This is a genomic window from Thiocapsa roseopersicina, assembly GCF_900106925.1.
Taxonomy (GTDB): Bacteria; Pseudomonadota; Gammaproteobacteria; order Chromatiales; family Chromatiaceae; genus Thiocapsa; species Thiocapsa roseopersicina.
The window spans coordinates 257,670-272,872 of sequence record NZ_FNNZ01000002.1 but is presented as its reverse complement, the minus strand read 5'-3'; the positions used below and the strand labels follow the sequence as shown (position 1 = coordinate 272,872).

Genomic DNA, 15,203 nt, shown 5'->3' with positions numbered 1-15,203 from the left:
GATGGATACCGCCATTGTCACCCCGACCCTTCGAGCCAAGGACTACAAGTCCGAGGTCGCACCCGTCTGGTGTCCCGGCTGCGGAGACTTCGCCGTGCTCTCCGCCGTGACCAAGGCCCTGGCGCATCTGAAGCTTGCCAAGGAGCGTGTCGCCATGATCTCCGGCATCGGCTGCTCTTCCCGATTGCCGGCCTATGTCGACGCCTACGGTTTCCACGGCATTCACGGCCGCGCGTTGCCGCTCGCCTCCGGGCTCAAGGCGGCCCGACCGGACCTGACCGTGATCGTGGCCGGCGGTGACGGCGACGGCTTCTCGATCGGAGGCAACCACTTCCTGCACGCCTGTCGGCGCAACATGGACCTGACCTACATCGTTATGGACAACGAGGTCTACGGCATGACCAAGGGCCAGGCGTCGCCGACCACCCAGCCGGATTGGGCCAAGAGCAAGCTCACGCCGCACGGCACCGGCATGCGGCCCTTCCTGCCCACGGCGATTGCCCTTGCGGCCGGCGCGAGCTTCATCGCCCGCGGTTTCGCGGGTGACCCCAACGGTTTGACCAAGCTGCTGGTGGAGGCGATCGAGCATCCGGGATTCGCCTTTCTTCAGGTCTTGAGTCCCTGCCAGACCTTCCGCCCGGAGCAGAAGGAATGGAAGCACCTGGTCCATCCGGTCGATACCGCACCCACGGACGATCCGGTCGAGGCCGCCCGCTTTATCCAGGCCGACGACGGCATGGCGCTCGGCCTCTTCTATGTCCGGCGGCTCCCGATCTGGCAGCCGCAGAACCAGCCGACCGCGACACCCGCGGATCTGGAACGGGAGTTCGCGCTATGAGCACCCTCGCGAGTCAGCGCATCGAGTCCGTCGCCGAGTTTTTGGTACACGCCCTCGAGCTCGAGCACGAATCGGCCGAGCGTTATCGTCAGCTCGCCGAGACCATGACCCTGCACCACAACCACACGGTCGCCGCCGTCTTTCGACTCCTCGCCGACATGAGCGCAGCACACGCCTCCGAGGTGACCGCCCGCGCCGAGGGCATCCGGCTCCCCGAGATCGCACCCTGGGACTTCAAGTGGGCCTGCCCCGGCAGCCCCGAGGTCGATTGCGACGACATCGATGTCAGCTATCTGATGACGTCGCTCCAAGCCTTCGAGCTGGCCCTTTTCAACGAGATCCGCGGTCGTGACTTCTACGCCTTCGTCGCGACCGATTCACCGCAGCCGCAGGTCCGCGCGCTCGCCGCCGAGATGGCCGCGGAGGAGAACGAGCACGTCGAGCTGGTCAGCGCGTGGGTCGAGCGCGAGCGCCTGGTCGCAACCCGCATCCCCGAGGATCTGGATCCGCCGAATCTGCAGGGGTGAAGCCCGACCCTCGGAACTGCGACGACCCCGTCCTTTGGCCGAGCGCGCCGAGCGCCTCGCTCCGCATTGATCGTCACCCGGCGTGACACCGCGAGGAGGAAGAACGATGGGCATGTTCGATTCGCTCCATATCGAGCTCGATGGCCGGGATCTGGAGATCCAGACCAAGCGCTTCGATTGCATCCTTGGCAACTACCACCCCGGCGACTGGATCGGCGGGGTTCCGTCGGGGATCCGCGTCTACTTCGACGTCCTGAAGCTCGATGCGAGCGGCGCGCTGGTTTACGGCACGCATGCCGAGCACGCGCGGACCCTGACGCTGTTCGTTGTCTTCGCCCAAGGCGTCTTCGTGGAGTATCAGGTTCGTGACGGCGAGCTGGCGCCGGAAGCCATCGAACGCACCCTGCTGGAGTTGCAGGAACGCTGGAGCGACTCGGCCCGTCTGCTCGGGTTTCTGGTCGAGGCCCTGCGTGCGAGGCAGCAGCGGATCAGGGCACTCGGGCATCGGCTCGGTCGCGTCTCGTCGGTCGTCAGGAACGCCCGGCGTTTGCGGGCAGGGGAGACGCTCGGAGGTGTCCGCGGTTTGATTCACGAGGAGGAACGGAAACTGGCCGACGGCGAGGATCCTTTGGAGGTTGTGGCCTGGGTGCTGGACGATGAAACCGGCGGCTGGGGGCTTTGGGGTGACGGCATCAGCCCGGATCCGCTGGACGACTATCGGCTCTAAACCGCGCCAGCTCCGACAGTCTTCGGAGTTGGCGCGGCCAAGCCACCCAACACATGACGCATACCGCACCGGGCGCGGTTTAAGATGGTCGGAGGGCGATCGACAAATCAGAACGAGGTAAGACGCGATGACAGGACAACAAACAGAGCGGGTGCCGACCGCACTCCAGGGCCAGTACGACGCGATCACCGCGTTGACCGACCAATTCTGCGAGGTCCATTTGAAAACCGAGGGAACCTCACTATCTGGAGCGGGCCTTGATGGAGCGGTTCGGGCTCTCGGATGTCACCCACGACCTGCTCGGGCGGATTCAGCGGACGGCGAAGACCCAGCTCGAAAGCTGCATCGCGCGTTACGGCGGAGCTTGCGCGTCGGAGAAGGGATCCAACGGCAAGACGGGGCGTCGGCAGCGCAGCCGATCGGGCGCGGCATCATGACGCTGCCGAAGATCGGCGCTCGGTCCAGCCGCCAGGGGTTCGTCGATCGCGATCGCTGTCATGACTGCGGCAATGCCTGTGCGAGAGCGGAATCGTTGCTTAACCATCTCGACCAAGCCAACCTCTCCAAAGCCTTCCGTGGCGAGCTCGTCCCCCAGGACCCGGACGACGAGCCGGCATCCGTCCTCCTGGAGCGCATCTGCGCCGCGCGCGCCGAGCAGCCCAAGAACACCCGCAAAGGGCGCGGTCAGAGTGCCAACGCGAGAGTCGCCGCCTAGCCGCTCCCCGTCGATGTCGACCAAAACCCAAAGGAGCCATAGGACCGAGCATGAACAAAGGAAAGAAGATCGCAGGGGTGACCTGCCACCGGGTCGGTCAGCTGACGCGCACCCTTTTCTAGATCCTGCTGGGAGCCATAGCGTCACGTTTTGAAATCACGCAATGCGTGATTTCAAGACGTGACCCCGATGCCTCGCGATGCCTCGCGCTTTTGGTCCACTGCTACAACTTTCGACGGGTCTTGAGCATCCTCGGGCTCGACGGATTCCGGGCGGCCTGTGAAGCGCGCCGCCGCTCGGGCGGAAGGCCAACTCGAATCGTCATTTTTCATCGTCTGCAGCTCCTGAGGGCGCCTGCAAAGGCGCCTCGCGCGCCGGTCCGCCTCGCGGCGCCGAGTCGCCACCGCCGCCGCGGCGCCTTTGTGGTACCGCCCGCCGCCCTGGCAAGTGCTTGAGCGGATCGACGGGCGGCCGCGGAATACTTGCCCGGTCTCAGAAGCGATGTCACGCACGTGCTCTCGGAGGGGGTTGTACCTGATGATCAATCTCGCACCGTATGCACGGCACCGTCTGGCTTTCTCATACCAGGCACCAGGCGAACCGGATCCCGGGTCGGAGCCTGGGTTGACGCAGATTCATTGATTGGCGAAACAGTACCCAAAGATGTCCGATGCGTCTTGATTGTCGGTCGTCGAGTTCAGGAATTGAGGTGACCCCATCTCTTGCCAGAACTCCCCCGAAGTCGTCGTCGGAGGGCTTCCGCAATTCGAAGCGCATCGAGTGTGGCTGTTGACACCGTTGAGATAGGGGCCGTTTTGCGCTCCGGCGGGATCGGTCACCGTCGAACCGTCAGTATCGGGGTACTCCGTGGAGGGATGACGCCAACTCAGGAACCAACCGCCGCCGCTGGATCCGCCGGTTAAGTCGCTGCCGATATATTTCGATTTCTGTCCTCCTGGAGTGCGGTCCAACTCGTACCACTCCACAGACACCACTTGCTGGATCGTCTTTCCATCAAAAGGCGCATCACCGGGATATCCAAACTGAACGATCGGCTGAAACGTCGCCCGGTTGTAGGCAACACCCGTCCAGCCAGTTCGATCCCCGATCGGGCCGTTGAATTGATCACCGGTAGTATTCGTGATCAAACAGGCATAATCGTAGTCTTCGTCGTCCGATTGTAAGAATGCGGTGCTGGTCGTGCCGTCACGAACGCCCCAGCATCCGGTCCCGGGCATCGGACCACTTTGACTGTAGCCCGGACAGAAGAGGAAATTCGTTGCCCATGTCCCGCTGCCGTCACTGACACAGTGCCCCGCCGTCGCAATCACGTTACGCCCGATCACGGTCGCCGAGCATTCACTGTCGGAGCCGCCGAGCGAGAAGAATAGCTTGCCGTGCACGGATCTCGGCCAGGTCTCGTAGCGACCCTGCATGGTCCAGCGCTGGAAGGGACCGTAGGGGCCGTCCTTCGGGTTCGTCGGCGCCGATCCGTGCGTTTGCAAGGAAAAGTCCAAGGGGGCGACCTTGAGATTGATCTCGTAGCTTTCACCGGGGACGGGGGGCAGCTCGTCACCTTCGGGCGACCACCCCGGCACGAGAATCGGCGGTCCCAGGGGCAGGTCCGCCTCTTCCGAAGAAGTGCTCGATTGCGCATCGGGGACGACCGGGCGCGACATCCCCCTCGGTCGAGCGCTTTCCATCCGTTCCGGTGTCCAGTAGTCATGGACATTGCCCGATTGCGGCCGTTGCAGCTCCGACGGCATGGGGACGGGCCCCGGGGCTTCTCCTCCGCGATCCTGAGACAGACTGACTTGACTTGCGGTCGTCAGCACGACCGCAACGCTCAATGATCTCAGCATCATAATCTCCTTGTCGACGGGGTTCCGCGTACAGGCTATACGGAGTGGAGACTCGCCTGTCCTTGCAGGGAGAACGAAGCGAATCCGTGTGAACATGCAACTTTTTCCTGAGCGACGAGTGTAGCAGTGTGAGGGTAAGCCTGCGAGCAAGGCAGCCTGTTGACACAAAAAATCCAATGTTGTTTTCACCTTGCGCCGTTTCTTGACAAGAGAGCCGGAGGGTCGCCACAGACGACTGCCCCAAGAAATGGCCGCAGGCATCGGACTCGACAGCGCCGCCCGTCTTGGGCTCCAATTGGCGCGAGGTGCGTTTCGCTTATCCCGGTATCGAACGCACACCGCGTCCGGGCCGGTCTTATCGAGATCCTGCCGCGAGCTGATTCCACGGGAGCACGGGAGCACGGGAGGGGAACATGGGGTCACCATTTAGCTGACCCCGATGCCTGGATCCCTGTGTGCCCTGTCGGAATCTATTCACACCAGTAAGGACATTCGTTTCTCTACAATGGACATTCCGCGGATCTTCAACATCACCGAGAGTGCTCACCGCATTCACAATCCGATCACGCCCGAAAAGCTCGCCACGCTCGGCGCGGCGCTGCGTCTGGAATCGGGGGCCCGAGTGCTCGATCTCGGCAGCGGTTCGGGGGAGATGCTGTGCACCTGGGCGCGCGATTACGGCGTCATCGGCACAGGCATCGACATGAGTCAGTTGTTCACCGAGCAAGCGAAGCGCCGTGCTGAAGAGCTCGGCGTCGCCGATCAAGTGAAGTTCATTCATGGCGATGCTGCCGGCTATGTCTCTGAGGAGAAGGTCAGCGTGGCAGCCTGTGTCGGCGCCACTTGGATCGGCGGGGGAGTCGTCGGCACGATCGAGCTTCTGGGGCGGAGCCTGCGCGCCGGAGGGATCATCCTCATCGGCGAGCCCTACTGGTGGCAGTTACCGCCGACGGAAGAGGTTGCCAAGGGGTGTCTTGCCAACTCAATCTCCGACTTTCGCATGCTTCCAGACCTTCTCGCGTCCTTCGGCCACCTTGGCTACGACGTCGTTGAAATGGTTCTGGCTGACCAAGACGGCTGGGACAGATACGAGGCGGCCAAATGGCTCACCATGCGCCGGTGGCTGGAAGCCAATCCCGGCGACGATCTCGCGAAAGATGTTCGAGCCAAGCTGACCGCGGAACCCGAGCGCTATGCCGCTTACACGCGTGAATACCTGGGCTGGGGTGTGTTCGCGCTGATGCCGCGGTGATGCGGTGGCGCATCCGGCGTATCGTCAACGGCTGTGCCGCGCAACAGCCGGTGGCGCGTCAAGACTTGCCCCCGATGCCTCTCTTTGAAGGATGCCGGGAGGATGTTGCACCCGCTGGGTAATGCCGCTCCGACCGTCAGGGCACGCCCCGCGCGGCGCCTGGACTGCGTTGCAGCCCGTTGCCATAGAACCCCTATGACGCCGGGTTGCGCCTTGCCAGCCACCACGCGGGACGCACCCTGACGGCCGGCCAACTGCTCTTTCTAGGTTCAAGGCCATCATCAAGGCGGAGCGCAACCGCAGGTTCTCGGACTCGCGGGGCGTGTCCTCCAGGGCGTCCCAGACTCTGGTGAAACGGTCGTGGTTTATGGGGTTCGCTCCTGAATGACCGCTGCGCCCCGGCCAATGTTCGCCCCGTCCAGTCAGCTGCGGGAGGAGATCGGTCCGGCTGCGTCGGATCACCATGATCAGCCACCGGGGCCTTTGAAGCCCTGTGCCCGTCTATACTCAACGCGTCTTCGGAAGATTGGGCTGCCGAACGTTCGTCGGGCCGTCTTACGATGCGAAAGGGTCTCTTAGCCCATCGACGGGCAGCGCGGGCGGCGCCACCGACTTCTCCGCAGTCATGGGACGCCCTGATCGACCGCCGCCGGGCCATCAATCCGCGTGGGCCGTTCGGCCGTCGCGCTCGGAGGTCGGGCGACGGGCCGTTGAACGCCACGATCACTCAAGCGGTGCCGAGGAGAGTCCAATGACCGTGACCAACATCCAGTCCGGGACAAACGTGCATGAGGTTGCCGACGGGATCTATCGCATCAATACGCCGGTGGTCATCGAGGGTGCAGGCGGGTTTTCATTCAATCAGTACCTGATCGTCGATGATAAGCCACTGCTCTTTCACACGGGTCCGAGAAGGATGTTTCCCCTGGTGCGCGAAGCGGTGGCGAGTGTTCTGCCTGTCGAGAGCCTGCGTTATATCGCCTTGTCCCACGTGGAAGCCGACGAGTGCGGTTCGTTGAACGAGTGGCTTGGCTCCGCCCCGCAGTCCTCGCCACTGTGCGGCACCGTTGCGGCCATGGTATCCATCGGCGACCTTGCCGATCGGGCACCCCGAGCGCTCGCCGACGGAGAGGCGATCTCGCTGGGCAATCATGTCGTTCGTTGGCTCGACGCTCCCCATTTGCCGCACGCGTGGGAGTGTGGCTTTCTGATGGAAGAGCGAACCTCGACACTCCTCTGCGGCGACCTCTTCACCCAGGGCGGCAGTCAGCTTCCGCCTGTCACCGAGTCCGACATTCTCGGACCGAGCGAAGCCTTCCGCCACGAGATGGATTATTTCTCGCACACGAAGAACGCGCGTCTCCAGCTCGAGAAGCTTGCCTCGACGAATCCGGCAACACTCGCGTGCATGCACGGCAGCGCATGGCGCGGCGACGGGACCGCATTGCTTCGCGCGCTTGCCGATGCGCTTTCGGAATAGAGCGTTCCCGATCGGGTCCGATCGATCCGGGGCTGAGATGTGAAACCCGGCCGTGTGTGTCCTTCGGTGCTAAACCGCGCCCAGCGCGGTATGTGATGTTTTTGGATGGGATCGGCCCCGGCAGACTCGACGATTGTTGGAGTTGGCGCGGTTTAAAATTTTAAAAAATATAAAATTTTAAACCGCGTCTCCAGCACGGGCGGTGAAGTCCCCAAGGCCGAATACAACATGAAAATGACCCATGTCGCTCTGGACGCGGTTTAGTCGACGTGCTCGCGGGCCGACGTCCGGGGTCGGCGGCGTACCAGGCGTCTCAACAGATATCCTCCGGCAATGATCACCACCAGGACTGCGAACAAGGCCAGCGGGCCGAAGGGGCTGAATCCTGCGACCTGGTCGTGTAGCTGCCTCATGGCCAACGCCCAGCCCAGGATGGCGACGTAGGTCCCGGCCAAGACGACCCCCAAGGTGACCCCCATGCTGAGACCCAGCAGGACGCCGATGGCGCAGCCGACGACGGGCCCGGTCATCCAGATCGGTGACCAAACGAAGAGGAAGAGGCCGATGAGCCCGTAACGGCGAATTGTCCCGTGATGGCGTTCCGCGGCCTCCCGAACCGCGCGCAGGTAAGGTCGCAGGGTCTTCACTTCCAACAACCCGCGCCAGCTGAAGACGAACAAAGGATAGAAGATCAAGACCAGGATCGTCTCGATCAGGAGGTTGGCCAGGACCACCGTGAGGTCATCGAGTCCGGTGGCGTATCCGAGCGACATGGCTGTGACGCGCCCGAAGACCAAGTTGGTCGCGATGACCGCTGCGAGCAACTGACCATATCCAGGGGACCACACGGCGGCTACCGCCAGTGCGGCCAACACCGCTAGAGATAGGCAGAGTGCGGCCACCAGGACCAGACCTTCGGACGTCCGCAGGACGGATTTCCACGACGAGCTCATGATGCACACCCCGGGTTCGATCTTTCCTTTTGCCTCCACCGAGCGATGGGCCGGTTCCGAAGTTTGCCGATCGCGAAAGGCAGGCATTCGCGTGGGCGGCATGGCCGACCGCCGGTCCCGCCGTCGATCGGGACCTGGCACGGTGGTATCGTTGGAGCGCCGTGCCGGCCAGGCGATCCGATAACGCTATCAGGGAGAACGTCCGTGTCCGAAGTCAAGTTCTATTCCGGTGAGTCCGTTCCGCTCGAGATGCACAAGGTCCGCATCGTCCAGAAGCTTCATCTCGTCCCGATCGAGCAGCGTCATGCGGCCATCACCGAGGCGGGCAACAACACCTTTCTGCTCAAGAACCGCGACATCTTCCTGGATATGCTGACCGACAGCGGCGTCAATGCCATGAGCGATCGGCAGCAGGCGGCCATGATGGTCGCCGACGACAGCTACGCCGGGTCCGAGACCTTCTATCGCTTGGAGGAGAGGATCCGGGAGATCTTCGGGACGCGCTATTTCCTGCCGGCCCATCAGGGGCGAGCCTGCGAGAATATCCTCTCCCAAGTGCTCGTGCGGCCGGGCACCATCGTGCCGACGAATTACCACTTCACGACGACCAAGGCACACATCACGCTCAACGGCGGCACGGTCGAGGAAATCTTCACGTCCGATGCGCTGGAGGTGACCAGCGAGAAACCCTTCAAGGGCAACATGGACCTCGAGAAGCTCCGGGCCTTGATCGCGGAGCAGGGTGCCGAGCGGATCGCCTTCGTGCGCTGCGAGGCGGGCACCAACCTGATCGGCGGACAGCCCGTGTCGTTGCAGAACATGCGCGACGTCGGCCGGATCTGCCGCGAGCACGGCATCCTCGCCGTGCTCGATGCGAGCCTTCTGGCCGACAACCTCTACTTCAACAAGATCCGCGAGGCCGAGTGTCGCGATATGAGCCTACGCGAGATCACCCGCGCCGTGGCCGACCAGTACGACCTCATCTACTTCTCCGCCCGCAAGCTCGGTTGCGCGCGCGGCGGCGGGATCTGCATGAACAGCGAGGATCTCTACAAGACGATCCGCGAGAAGATCACCCTCTACGAAGGCTTTCTCACCTACGGCGGCATGTCGGTGCGCGAGATCGAGGCCATCACGGTCGGTCTCGAGGAGACGATGGATATGGACATGGTCAGCCAGGGTCCACAGTTCATTCGCTTCATGGTCGAGGAGCTGGCACGCAAGGGTGTCCCGGTGATCACGCCGCCCGGCGGTCTGGGCTGTCACATCGACGCGCGTGCCTTCCTCTCGCATGTCCCTCAAGCCGAGTATCCCGCCGGCGCGCTGGGTTCCGCCCTGTATCTTGTCGGCGGCGTTCGCGGCATGGAGCGCGGCACGCTCTCCGAGCAGCGCAACCCCGACGGAAGCGAGAAGCTCGCCGACATGGAGCTGCTGCGCCTCGCCTTGCCGCGCCGGGTCTTCACCATGTCGCAGGTGAAGTACGCCGTGGATCGCATCGTCTGGCTGTACGAGAACCGCCGAATGGTCGGCGGTCTGCGCTTCGTCGAGGAACCGAGCATCCTGCGCTTCTTCTTCGGACGCCTGGTGCCGACCTCCGACTGGCAGGAGGCGCTGGTGGCCAAATTCCGCGCCGACCTGGGCGACAGCCTGTAGGGGCCCGCGATGTCTTCGCAGAGTGCGACCTCGAATCCCGAGGAGGCGGCGAGTCCCCCGCCGCCGGCCCCCCGCGGGTCTGTCTCCCGGCGACCAAGTTTCGGCAAGGCCGACCGATGGGCGAGGAGCGATCCGCTCCCGATGCCTGTTGACTCATCGCCATCGCAAGGCCGGCGGCTGGCGGCTGGTGGCTGGGGGCACCTCCCGACATGAACGACTGGTCTCCAAGCTCCTGGCAATCGCACAGGGCGCTGCAACAGGCGACCTACCCGGATCCGGCGGCCCTCGAAGCCGCGCTGTCGGAGCTACGCGGCCTGCCTCCGCTGGTCACCTCTTGGGAGGTCCAGTCGCTCAAGCGCCAGTTGGCCGACGCGGCGAACGGCGATGGTTTTCTGCTTCAAGGCGGCGACTGTGCGGAGGGATTCGCCGACTGCCAATCCGACATCATCGCCAACAAGCTCAAGATCCTGCTCCAGATGAGCCTGGTGCTCGTGGAGGGGCTCAAGCAACGGGTGATTCGGGTCGGGCGTATCGCCGGTCAATACACGAAACCGCGTTCCGCGGATTCCGAGACCCGCAACGGCATCACCTTGCCCAGCTATCGCGGCGATCTGATCAATGGTCCCGACTTCACCCCGGAGTCGAGAACCCCCGACCCCGGTCGCCTCTTGCTCGGTCACGGGCGAGCGGCTCTGACACTCAACTTCATCCGCGCCCTGTCCGAGGGTGGGTTTGCCGATCTGCAGCATCCCGAGAACTGGGATCTGGCCTTCATGGCCAATTCACCGCGCGCTCGCGACTACCGCAAGGTGGTCGAGTCGCTCGGGGAATCACTGAGGTTCATGAAGGCGGTGGGCGCCGGCTCGGGCGAGCTGGCGCGGGTGCAATTCTTCACCAGCCACGAGGCCCTGCACCTGCATTACGAGCAGGCCCTGACGCGGCAAGTCAGGCAGTTCCCCGGCTGGTTCGATCTGAGCGCCCACATGCCCTGGATCGGTCTGCGCACCGCCGATCCGGACGGTGCGCACGTGGAGCTCATGCGCGGCATCGCCAATCCGGTCGGGGTCAAGCTCGGCGGCGAGCTCTCGCCCGACTGGCTCGAGGCATTGGTGGAGCGGCTGAATCCGCAACGCGAGCCGGGGCGCTTGGTCCTGATCCATCGCTTCGGCGCCGATCGGATCGAGCACGAGCTGCCCCCGATGATCGAGACCGTCCGACGGACCGGCACTCCGGTCCTCTGGGTCTGCGATCCCATGCACGGCAACACCGAGACCACGGCGAAGGGGTACAAGACGCGACGCTTCGAGAGGATTCTCAAGGAGCTGTGCCTGGCCTTCGACATCCATCGCGAGTCGGGAGGCCGCCTCGGCGGCGTCCATTTCGAGTTGACCGGGGACGATGTGACGGAATGCTTGGGAGGCGCTCGCGGCCTCGACGAGGTCGGCCTGGAGCGCGCCTATGCCACCCAGGTCGACCCCCGTCTGAACTACGAGCAGGCGCTGGAGATGGCGATGGCCGTCGTGCGCAAGCTGCGCAGTTGAACGCCGGCCGAGCGGTTTGTCGCTAAGTCAGCGCGGCATGCAGCTGCGCGGCCTGGAGCGTGTTCTCGAGCAGACTGGCGATGGTCATGGGTCCGACCCCGCCGGGCACGGGCGTGATCCAGGAGGCGCGCTCGGCGCAAGGCGCGAAGTCCAGATCCCCGACGAGTGTGCCTTCCGCGGTGCGGTTGATGCCGACGTCGATCAGGATCGCACCGTCCTTGACCCAGTCGCCCGGGACGAAGCCTGGACGCCCCAGCGCGGCGACAAGGATGTCGGCGCCGCGGGCCTTCTCGGCGAGATTCTTGGTTCGGCTATGGCAGACGGTGATGGTGCAGCGCGCGGCGAGCAGCTCCAGAGCCATGGGTCGGCCGACGATGTTGGATTGACCGATGATGACGGCATCTAGGCCCTCGATGGTCCGGCCCGTGCGCTCTAGCAGCGTCATCACCCCTTTCGGCGTGCAGGGGCGCAGCAGAGGCCGGCGCAGCACCAGGCGGCCGACGTTGTCGGGGTGGAATCCGTCGACGTCTTTCGTCGGTAGGATGCAGTCGGTGACGGCTGCTTCGTCGATCTGCTCGGGCAGCGGGAGCTGGACCAGGATACCGTCGATCTTCGGGTCGGCGTTGAGTCGATCGATCAGGTCGATGAGGTCCCCTTGGTCGACCGTCGACGGCAGCTCATGCATCTCCGAGTAGAAACCGACCTCTGCGCAGGCCTTGCGCTTGTTGCGCACGTAGACCTGAGAGGCGGGATTCTCGCCGACCAGCACGACGGCGAGGCCCGGCGGACGCCCGCCCGCGGCCAGAATAGTGTCGACGCGGTTGCGAATCTCGACGCGGATCTCGGCGGCGACGGCCTTGCCGTCCAGAATTTGTGCGCTCATCATGGCCTCGTCATGCGATTGTTGAGCGGCATCATAGCGAGCACCGGTGCGTATGAAAACGCGAGGGTTGCCGGCGGCGGTTCGATCGCCGTCGGTGGATTGACTCTCCTTTCGGCCCGGCGTATAGTTCCGGCTCTTCGATTTCGGGACGCGTTTTCCGAAACCGGGGTATAGCGCAGTCTGGTAGCGCGCCTGCTTTGGGAGCAGGATGTCGGGGGTTCGAATCCCTCTACCCCGACCAATTGCCCACCAGGTCGCTCACGGTGACGTCGCTTGGGGCGCCGGATGCCGGCTTCGATGCGCACTCGATCGGCGCTCGTAGCTCAGTTGGATAGAGCAACGGCCTTCTAAGCCGTGGGTCGCAGGTTCGAGTCCTGCCGAGCGCGCCAAAATCAGGCTCGACAGGCAGCAGGCAAGGAGAAAGAAGCGCATAGATGCGCGCTGTCCAGGGATCGGTGTTTTGCTATGGTGGACGTAGCTCAGTTGGTAGAGCGCAGGATTGTGATTCCTGTGGTCGTGGGTTCGAGCCCCATCGTCCACCCCACCATTTCAGGCTCTGTGATCGGTCCGTGCCGATTGCATTGACGGACTTCTCGGGTCGTTAGCTCAGTTGGTAGAGCAGTGGACTCTTAATCCATCGGTCGTAGGTTCGAATCCTACACGACCCACCAAATAACGAGAGACAAAACAGCCGGTTACATCTCAAGATGTGCCGGCTTTTTTGCGTCTCCTGACAATTATCCGCCGATCTCCTGACAATCATCGCGTGGGATACCGTACCGGGCGTGGTTTAGGTCATTGTGACTCGGTGGGTCCGGAAGGTGGCCGAGCTCCGAGCCGCGGGCGGGTCGCTACTCCCACCAGGGCGGATCATCGGCGCTCGCATCGCCGACGGGCGCGGCGAAGGCGTCGGCCACAAGGTCGTCGCACCTGCCGGTCAGGGCCTCCAGGAAGGCCACGAGATCGGTTTGCTCCCGGGCACTCAGGTCGAGGCGGCGGATGCTCGGGTCCAGCAGTGGATTCTCGACCCCGCCGCCGTCGTAGAAGGCGACCACCTCGGCGAGGGTGGCGATCGAGCCGTCGTGCATATAGGGGGCGGTGAGTGTCAGGTTGCGTAGACCCGGGGTCTTGTACTTCCAGCGGTCGTCCGGGTCCCGGGTGATCTCGTAGCGGCCGAGGTCGCTCGGAGGGGCCTCCGACACCTTGCCGATCAAGGCGGCCGCGACGTCGAGCGCAACGCCCGGGGCCACCTGAATACGCCGCGTCGTCGGCTCCCGTGCCATGCTCGCCGCGTAGCCGATGCCCGTGTTGTGCAGCCGGCCGTCCGTGAAGAGGGCATGCTCGGGTCCGATCAGATGACAGCCGACACAGCCCCCCTTGCCCATGAAGACGGCGAAGCCGCGCTCGACGGCGTCTCCGATTGCGCTTGGTTCGCCTCCGTAATACCAGCGGTCGAAGGGCGAGTCGCCGCAGTTCAGAGTGCGCTCGTAGCTCGCCAGCGCTTGTCCGATCGTCTCCATGTCCGGTCCGCGACCGAAGGCGTCCTCGAAGAGTCCCCGGTAGTCCGGCAGGCGCCGGACCTTCTCCACGACGCTGGCGATGGATGGGTTGCCCATCTCGTTGGCGGCGAGCAGCGGCTCCCAGACCTGATGCTCGAGTCGCGTCTCGCGCCCGTCGTGGAAGAGCGGGGCCGAGTAGGCCGCGTTGAAGAGGCCGGGTGCATTGCGGCGTACGGTGCGCCCCTCGATGCCCACCGCGGTCTTGAGCTCGTTGCTGGCGAAGCCCTGCTCGGGGATGTGGCACATGGCGCACGAGAAGGTGCCGTTGAGGGACAGGCGCCGGTCGAAGAAGAGTTTTCGCCCGATGGCCACTGTCTTCTGCGTCACGGGCGCGTCGGCGGGCACCGGCACGGGCGGCAGGCCGAGCGGCGGGTCCTGCAGGTTGGCGAGCAAGTCCATCGGCCGTCCACGGCGCACGGCGAGACTGAGCGAGCGGGTCCGGTAGTCGGGGCGCTCGTAGCCGGTCTTGTCGTCCCCCGGACCGGCGGTCGCCGCGTGCGCCGTGTGGGCTGGGGCATGGGCCGGATCCGGCCCTGCTTCGGCAAACAGGGTGCGCACGTCGTTGAGCACCAGGTCCGGATGCAGGAAGGAGGGGCTGTAGATGTTGCGGATGCGCCGCTCGCTGTCGATGAGGAAGACGCGCAGAACATGGGCCAAGTCCCCGGTCTCCTCCCCGTCGGGACCTCGCTCGCGCATCATCGCCTGACCGTAGGCGTCCAGGATCGGCTGGAGCTTCTCCTGGGAGGCGGTGGTGAGGAAGAGCCAGTCGGACCCGCCCTCGACGAAGCGGAAGTTGTGCGCCAGGTGTGCCATGTGCTCCGGCGTGTCCCGATCCGGGTCGAAGCTCAGGCTGATCAGGCGAAGCCGTTCGGCCAGCTCGGGTTCCCGAGCGGTGTCCTGGCGGATGCGGTGCAGAACGGTGGTGGCCAGGGGGCATCCGCTCGTGTCGTGACAGGACTGGTAGATGAAGCTCAGCACCGTCACCCGCCCGTCCAAGAGGGCACCCAGGGACCGGGTCTCGCCCCGGGTGTCCAGCACCTCACCGTCCGCCGCCCGCCCCAATGGCGGGAGCCGATAGCTGCCCGGGGCGGGCAGGGCATATCCCAACTCGCCGTAGCCCGGCGGGAGGGGTTCGTGGGCGGCGCCGAGCGTGGACAACAGGACGACGGCGGCCGCTGCGAAGATGCGCTTCATGAAGGATCGGTCCGCAAGA

Annotated in this window: 13 protein-coding genes and 4 tRNA genes; 13 read left to right on the top strand and 4 right to left on the bottom strand. The window is 64.3% G+C overall.

The features are described 5' to 3' along the window. Position 1: 1 nt before the first annotated feature. The 5 genes from BLV04_RS03805 (at position 2) to BLV04_RS03785 (ending at position 2,807) form a co-directional block, all read left to right on the top strand. A complete protein-coding gene (locus tag BLV04_RS03805; RefSeq protein WP_093028285.1) occupies positions 2–838 on the top strand; it encodes a 2-oxoacid:ferredoxin oxidoreductase subunit beta in 837 nt (278 codons plus the stop codon). Beyond that, complete coding sequence (locus BLV04_RS03800) at positions 835–1,365, top strand: ferritin-like domain-containing protein (RefSeq protein ID WP_093028283.1); 531 nt, start codon at positions 835–837, stop codon at positions 1,363–1,365. The genes BLV04_RS03805 and BLV04_RS03800 overlap by 4 nt, the downstream gene beginning before the upstream one ends. A 106-nt stretch (positions 1,366–1,471) precedes the next feature. Then, the gene (locus tag BLV04_RS03795) at positions 1,472–2,092 is read left to right on the top strand and encodes a hypothetical protein (protein WP_093028281.1); all 621 of its coding nucleotides are present in this window, start codon (positions 1,472–1,474) and stop codon (positions 2,090–2,092) included. Positions 2,093–2,349: 257 nt separating this feature from the next. Next, positions 2,350–2,529 (top strand): hypothetical protein, encoded by a 180-nt coding sequence (locus BLV04_RS24800; RefSeq protein ID WP_175534486.1) that lies wholly within the window; start codon positions 2,350–2,352, stop codon positions 2,527–2,529. Next, positions 2,526–2,807: a hypothetical protein gene (locus BLV04_RS03785; protein WP_245731697.1), complete on the top strand. Its 282-nt coding sequence runs from the start codon at positions 2,526–2,528 to the stop codon at positions 2,805–2,807. The genes BLV04_RS24800 and BLV04_RS03785 overlap by 4 nt, the downstream gene beginning before the upstream one ends. A 635-nt stretch (positions 2,808–3,442) precedes the next feature. Here the strand turns inward: BLV04_RS03785 and BLV04_RS03780 are convergent. Continuing rightward, positions 3,443–4,573: a trypsin-like serine peptidase gene (locus tag BLV04_RS03780; RefSeq protein ID WP_245731696.1), complete on the bottom strand. Its 1,131-nt coding sequence runs from the start codon at positions 4,571–4,573 to the stop codon at positions 3,443–3,445. Between the two features lie 601 nt (positions 4,574–5,174). Here BLV04_RS03780 and BLV04_RS03775 point away from each other — a divergent pair. Together BLV04_RS03775 and BLV04_RS03765 are read left to right on the top strand one after the other, a co-directional pair. Next, positions 5,175–5,921: an SAM-dependent methyltransferase gene (locus BLV04_RS03775; protein ID WP_093028279.1), complete on the top strand. Its 747-nt coding sequence runs from the start codon at positions 5,175–5,177 to the stop codon at positions 5,919–5,921. A 751-nt stretch (positions 5,922–6,672) separates the two neighbouring features. Further along, positions 6,673–7,401, top strand: a complete 729-nt coding sequence (locus tag BLV04_RS03765; protein ID WP_093028277.1) for an oxygen-binding di-iron domain-containing protein — start codon at positions 6,673–6,675, stop codon at positions 7,399–7,401. 260 nt (positions 7,402–7,661) lie between these two features. On the opposite strand, the gene BLV04_RS03760 is transcribed toward BLV04_RS03765, so the two are convergent. Continuing rightward, positions 7,662–8,354, bottom strand: coding sequence for a small multi-drug export protein (locus BLV04_RS03760; RefSeq protein WP_175534485.1), 693 nt, complete (start codon positions 8,352–8,354; stop codon positions 7,662–7,664). 204 nt (positions 8,355–8,558) lie between these two features. Between BLV04_RS03760 and BLV04_RS03755 the strand changes: the two genes are divergently transcribed. Together BLV04_RS03755 and BLV04_RS03750 are read left to right on the top strand one after the other, a co-directional pair. Then, on the top strand, positions 8,559–10,007 hold the full coding sequence (locus BLV04_RS03755; protein ID WP_175534484.1) for a tryptophanase: 1,449 nt from the start codon (positions 8,559–8,561) through the stop codon (positions 10,005–10,007). 209 nt (positions 10,008–10,216) lie between these two features. Continuing rightward, a complete protein-coding gene (locus BLV04_RS03750; protein WP_093028273.1) occupies positions 10,217–11,548 on the top strand; it encodes a class II 3-deoxy-7-phosphoheptulonate synthase in 1,332 nt (443 codons plus the stop codon). 22 nt (positions 11,549–11,570) lie between these two features. On the opposite strand, the gene folD is transcribed toward BLV04_RS03750, so the two are convergent. Then, complete coding sequence (gene folD / locus BLV04_RS03745) at positions 11,571–12,431, bottom strand: bifunctional methylenetetrahydrofolate dehydrogenase/methenyltetrahydrofolate cyclohydrolase FolD (protein WP_175534483.1); 861 nt, start codon at positions 12,429–12,431, stop codon at positions 11,571–11,573. Positions 12,432–12,595: 164 nt separating this feature from the next. Here folD and BLV04_RS03740 point away from each other — a divergent pair. The 4 genes from BLV04_RS03740 to BLV04_RS03725 all read left to right on the top strand — a co-directional run bounded on the left by BLV04_RS03740 (position 12,596) and on the right by BLV04_RS03725 (position 13,102). Continuing rightward, positions 12,596–12,672, top strand: a tRNA-Pro gene (locus tag BLV04_RS03740). Positions 12,673–12,743: 71 nt separating this feature from the next. Then, a tRNA-Arg gene (locus BLV04_RS03735) sits at positions 12,744–12,820 on the top strand. A gap of 79 nt (positions 12,821–12,899) precedes the next feature. After that, a tRNA-His gene (locus BLV04_RS03730) sits at positions 12,900–12,975 on the top strand. Positions 12,976–13,026: 51 nt separating this feature from the next. Beyond that, positions 13,027–13,102: transfer RNA gene (locus tag BLV04_RS03725), tRNA-Lys, on the top strand. A gap of 180 nt (positions 13,103–13,282) precedes the next feature. Here the strand turns inward: BLV04_RS03725 and BLV04_RS03720 are convergent. Next, positions 13,283–15,184 (bottom strand): cytochrome c peroxidase, encoded by a 1,902-nt coding sequence (locus BLV04_RS03720; RefSeq protein WP_093028269.1) that lies wholly within the window; start codon positions 15,182–15,184, stop codon positions 13,283–13,285. Positions 15,185–15,203: the final 19 nt, after the last annotated feature.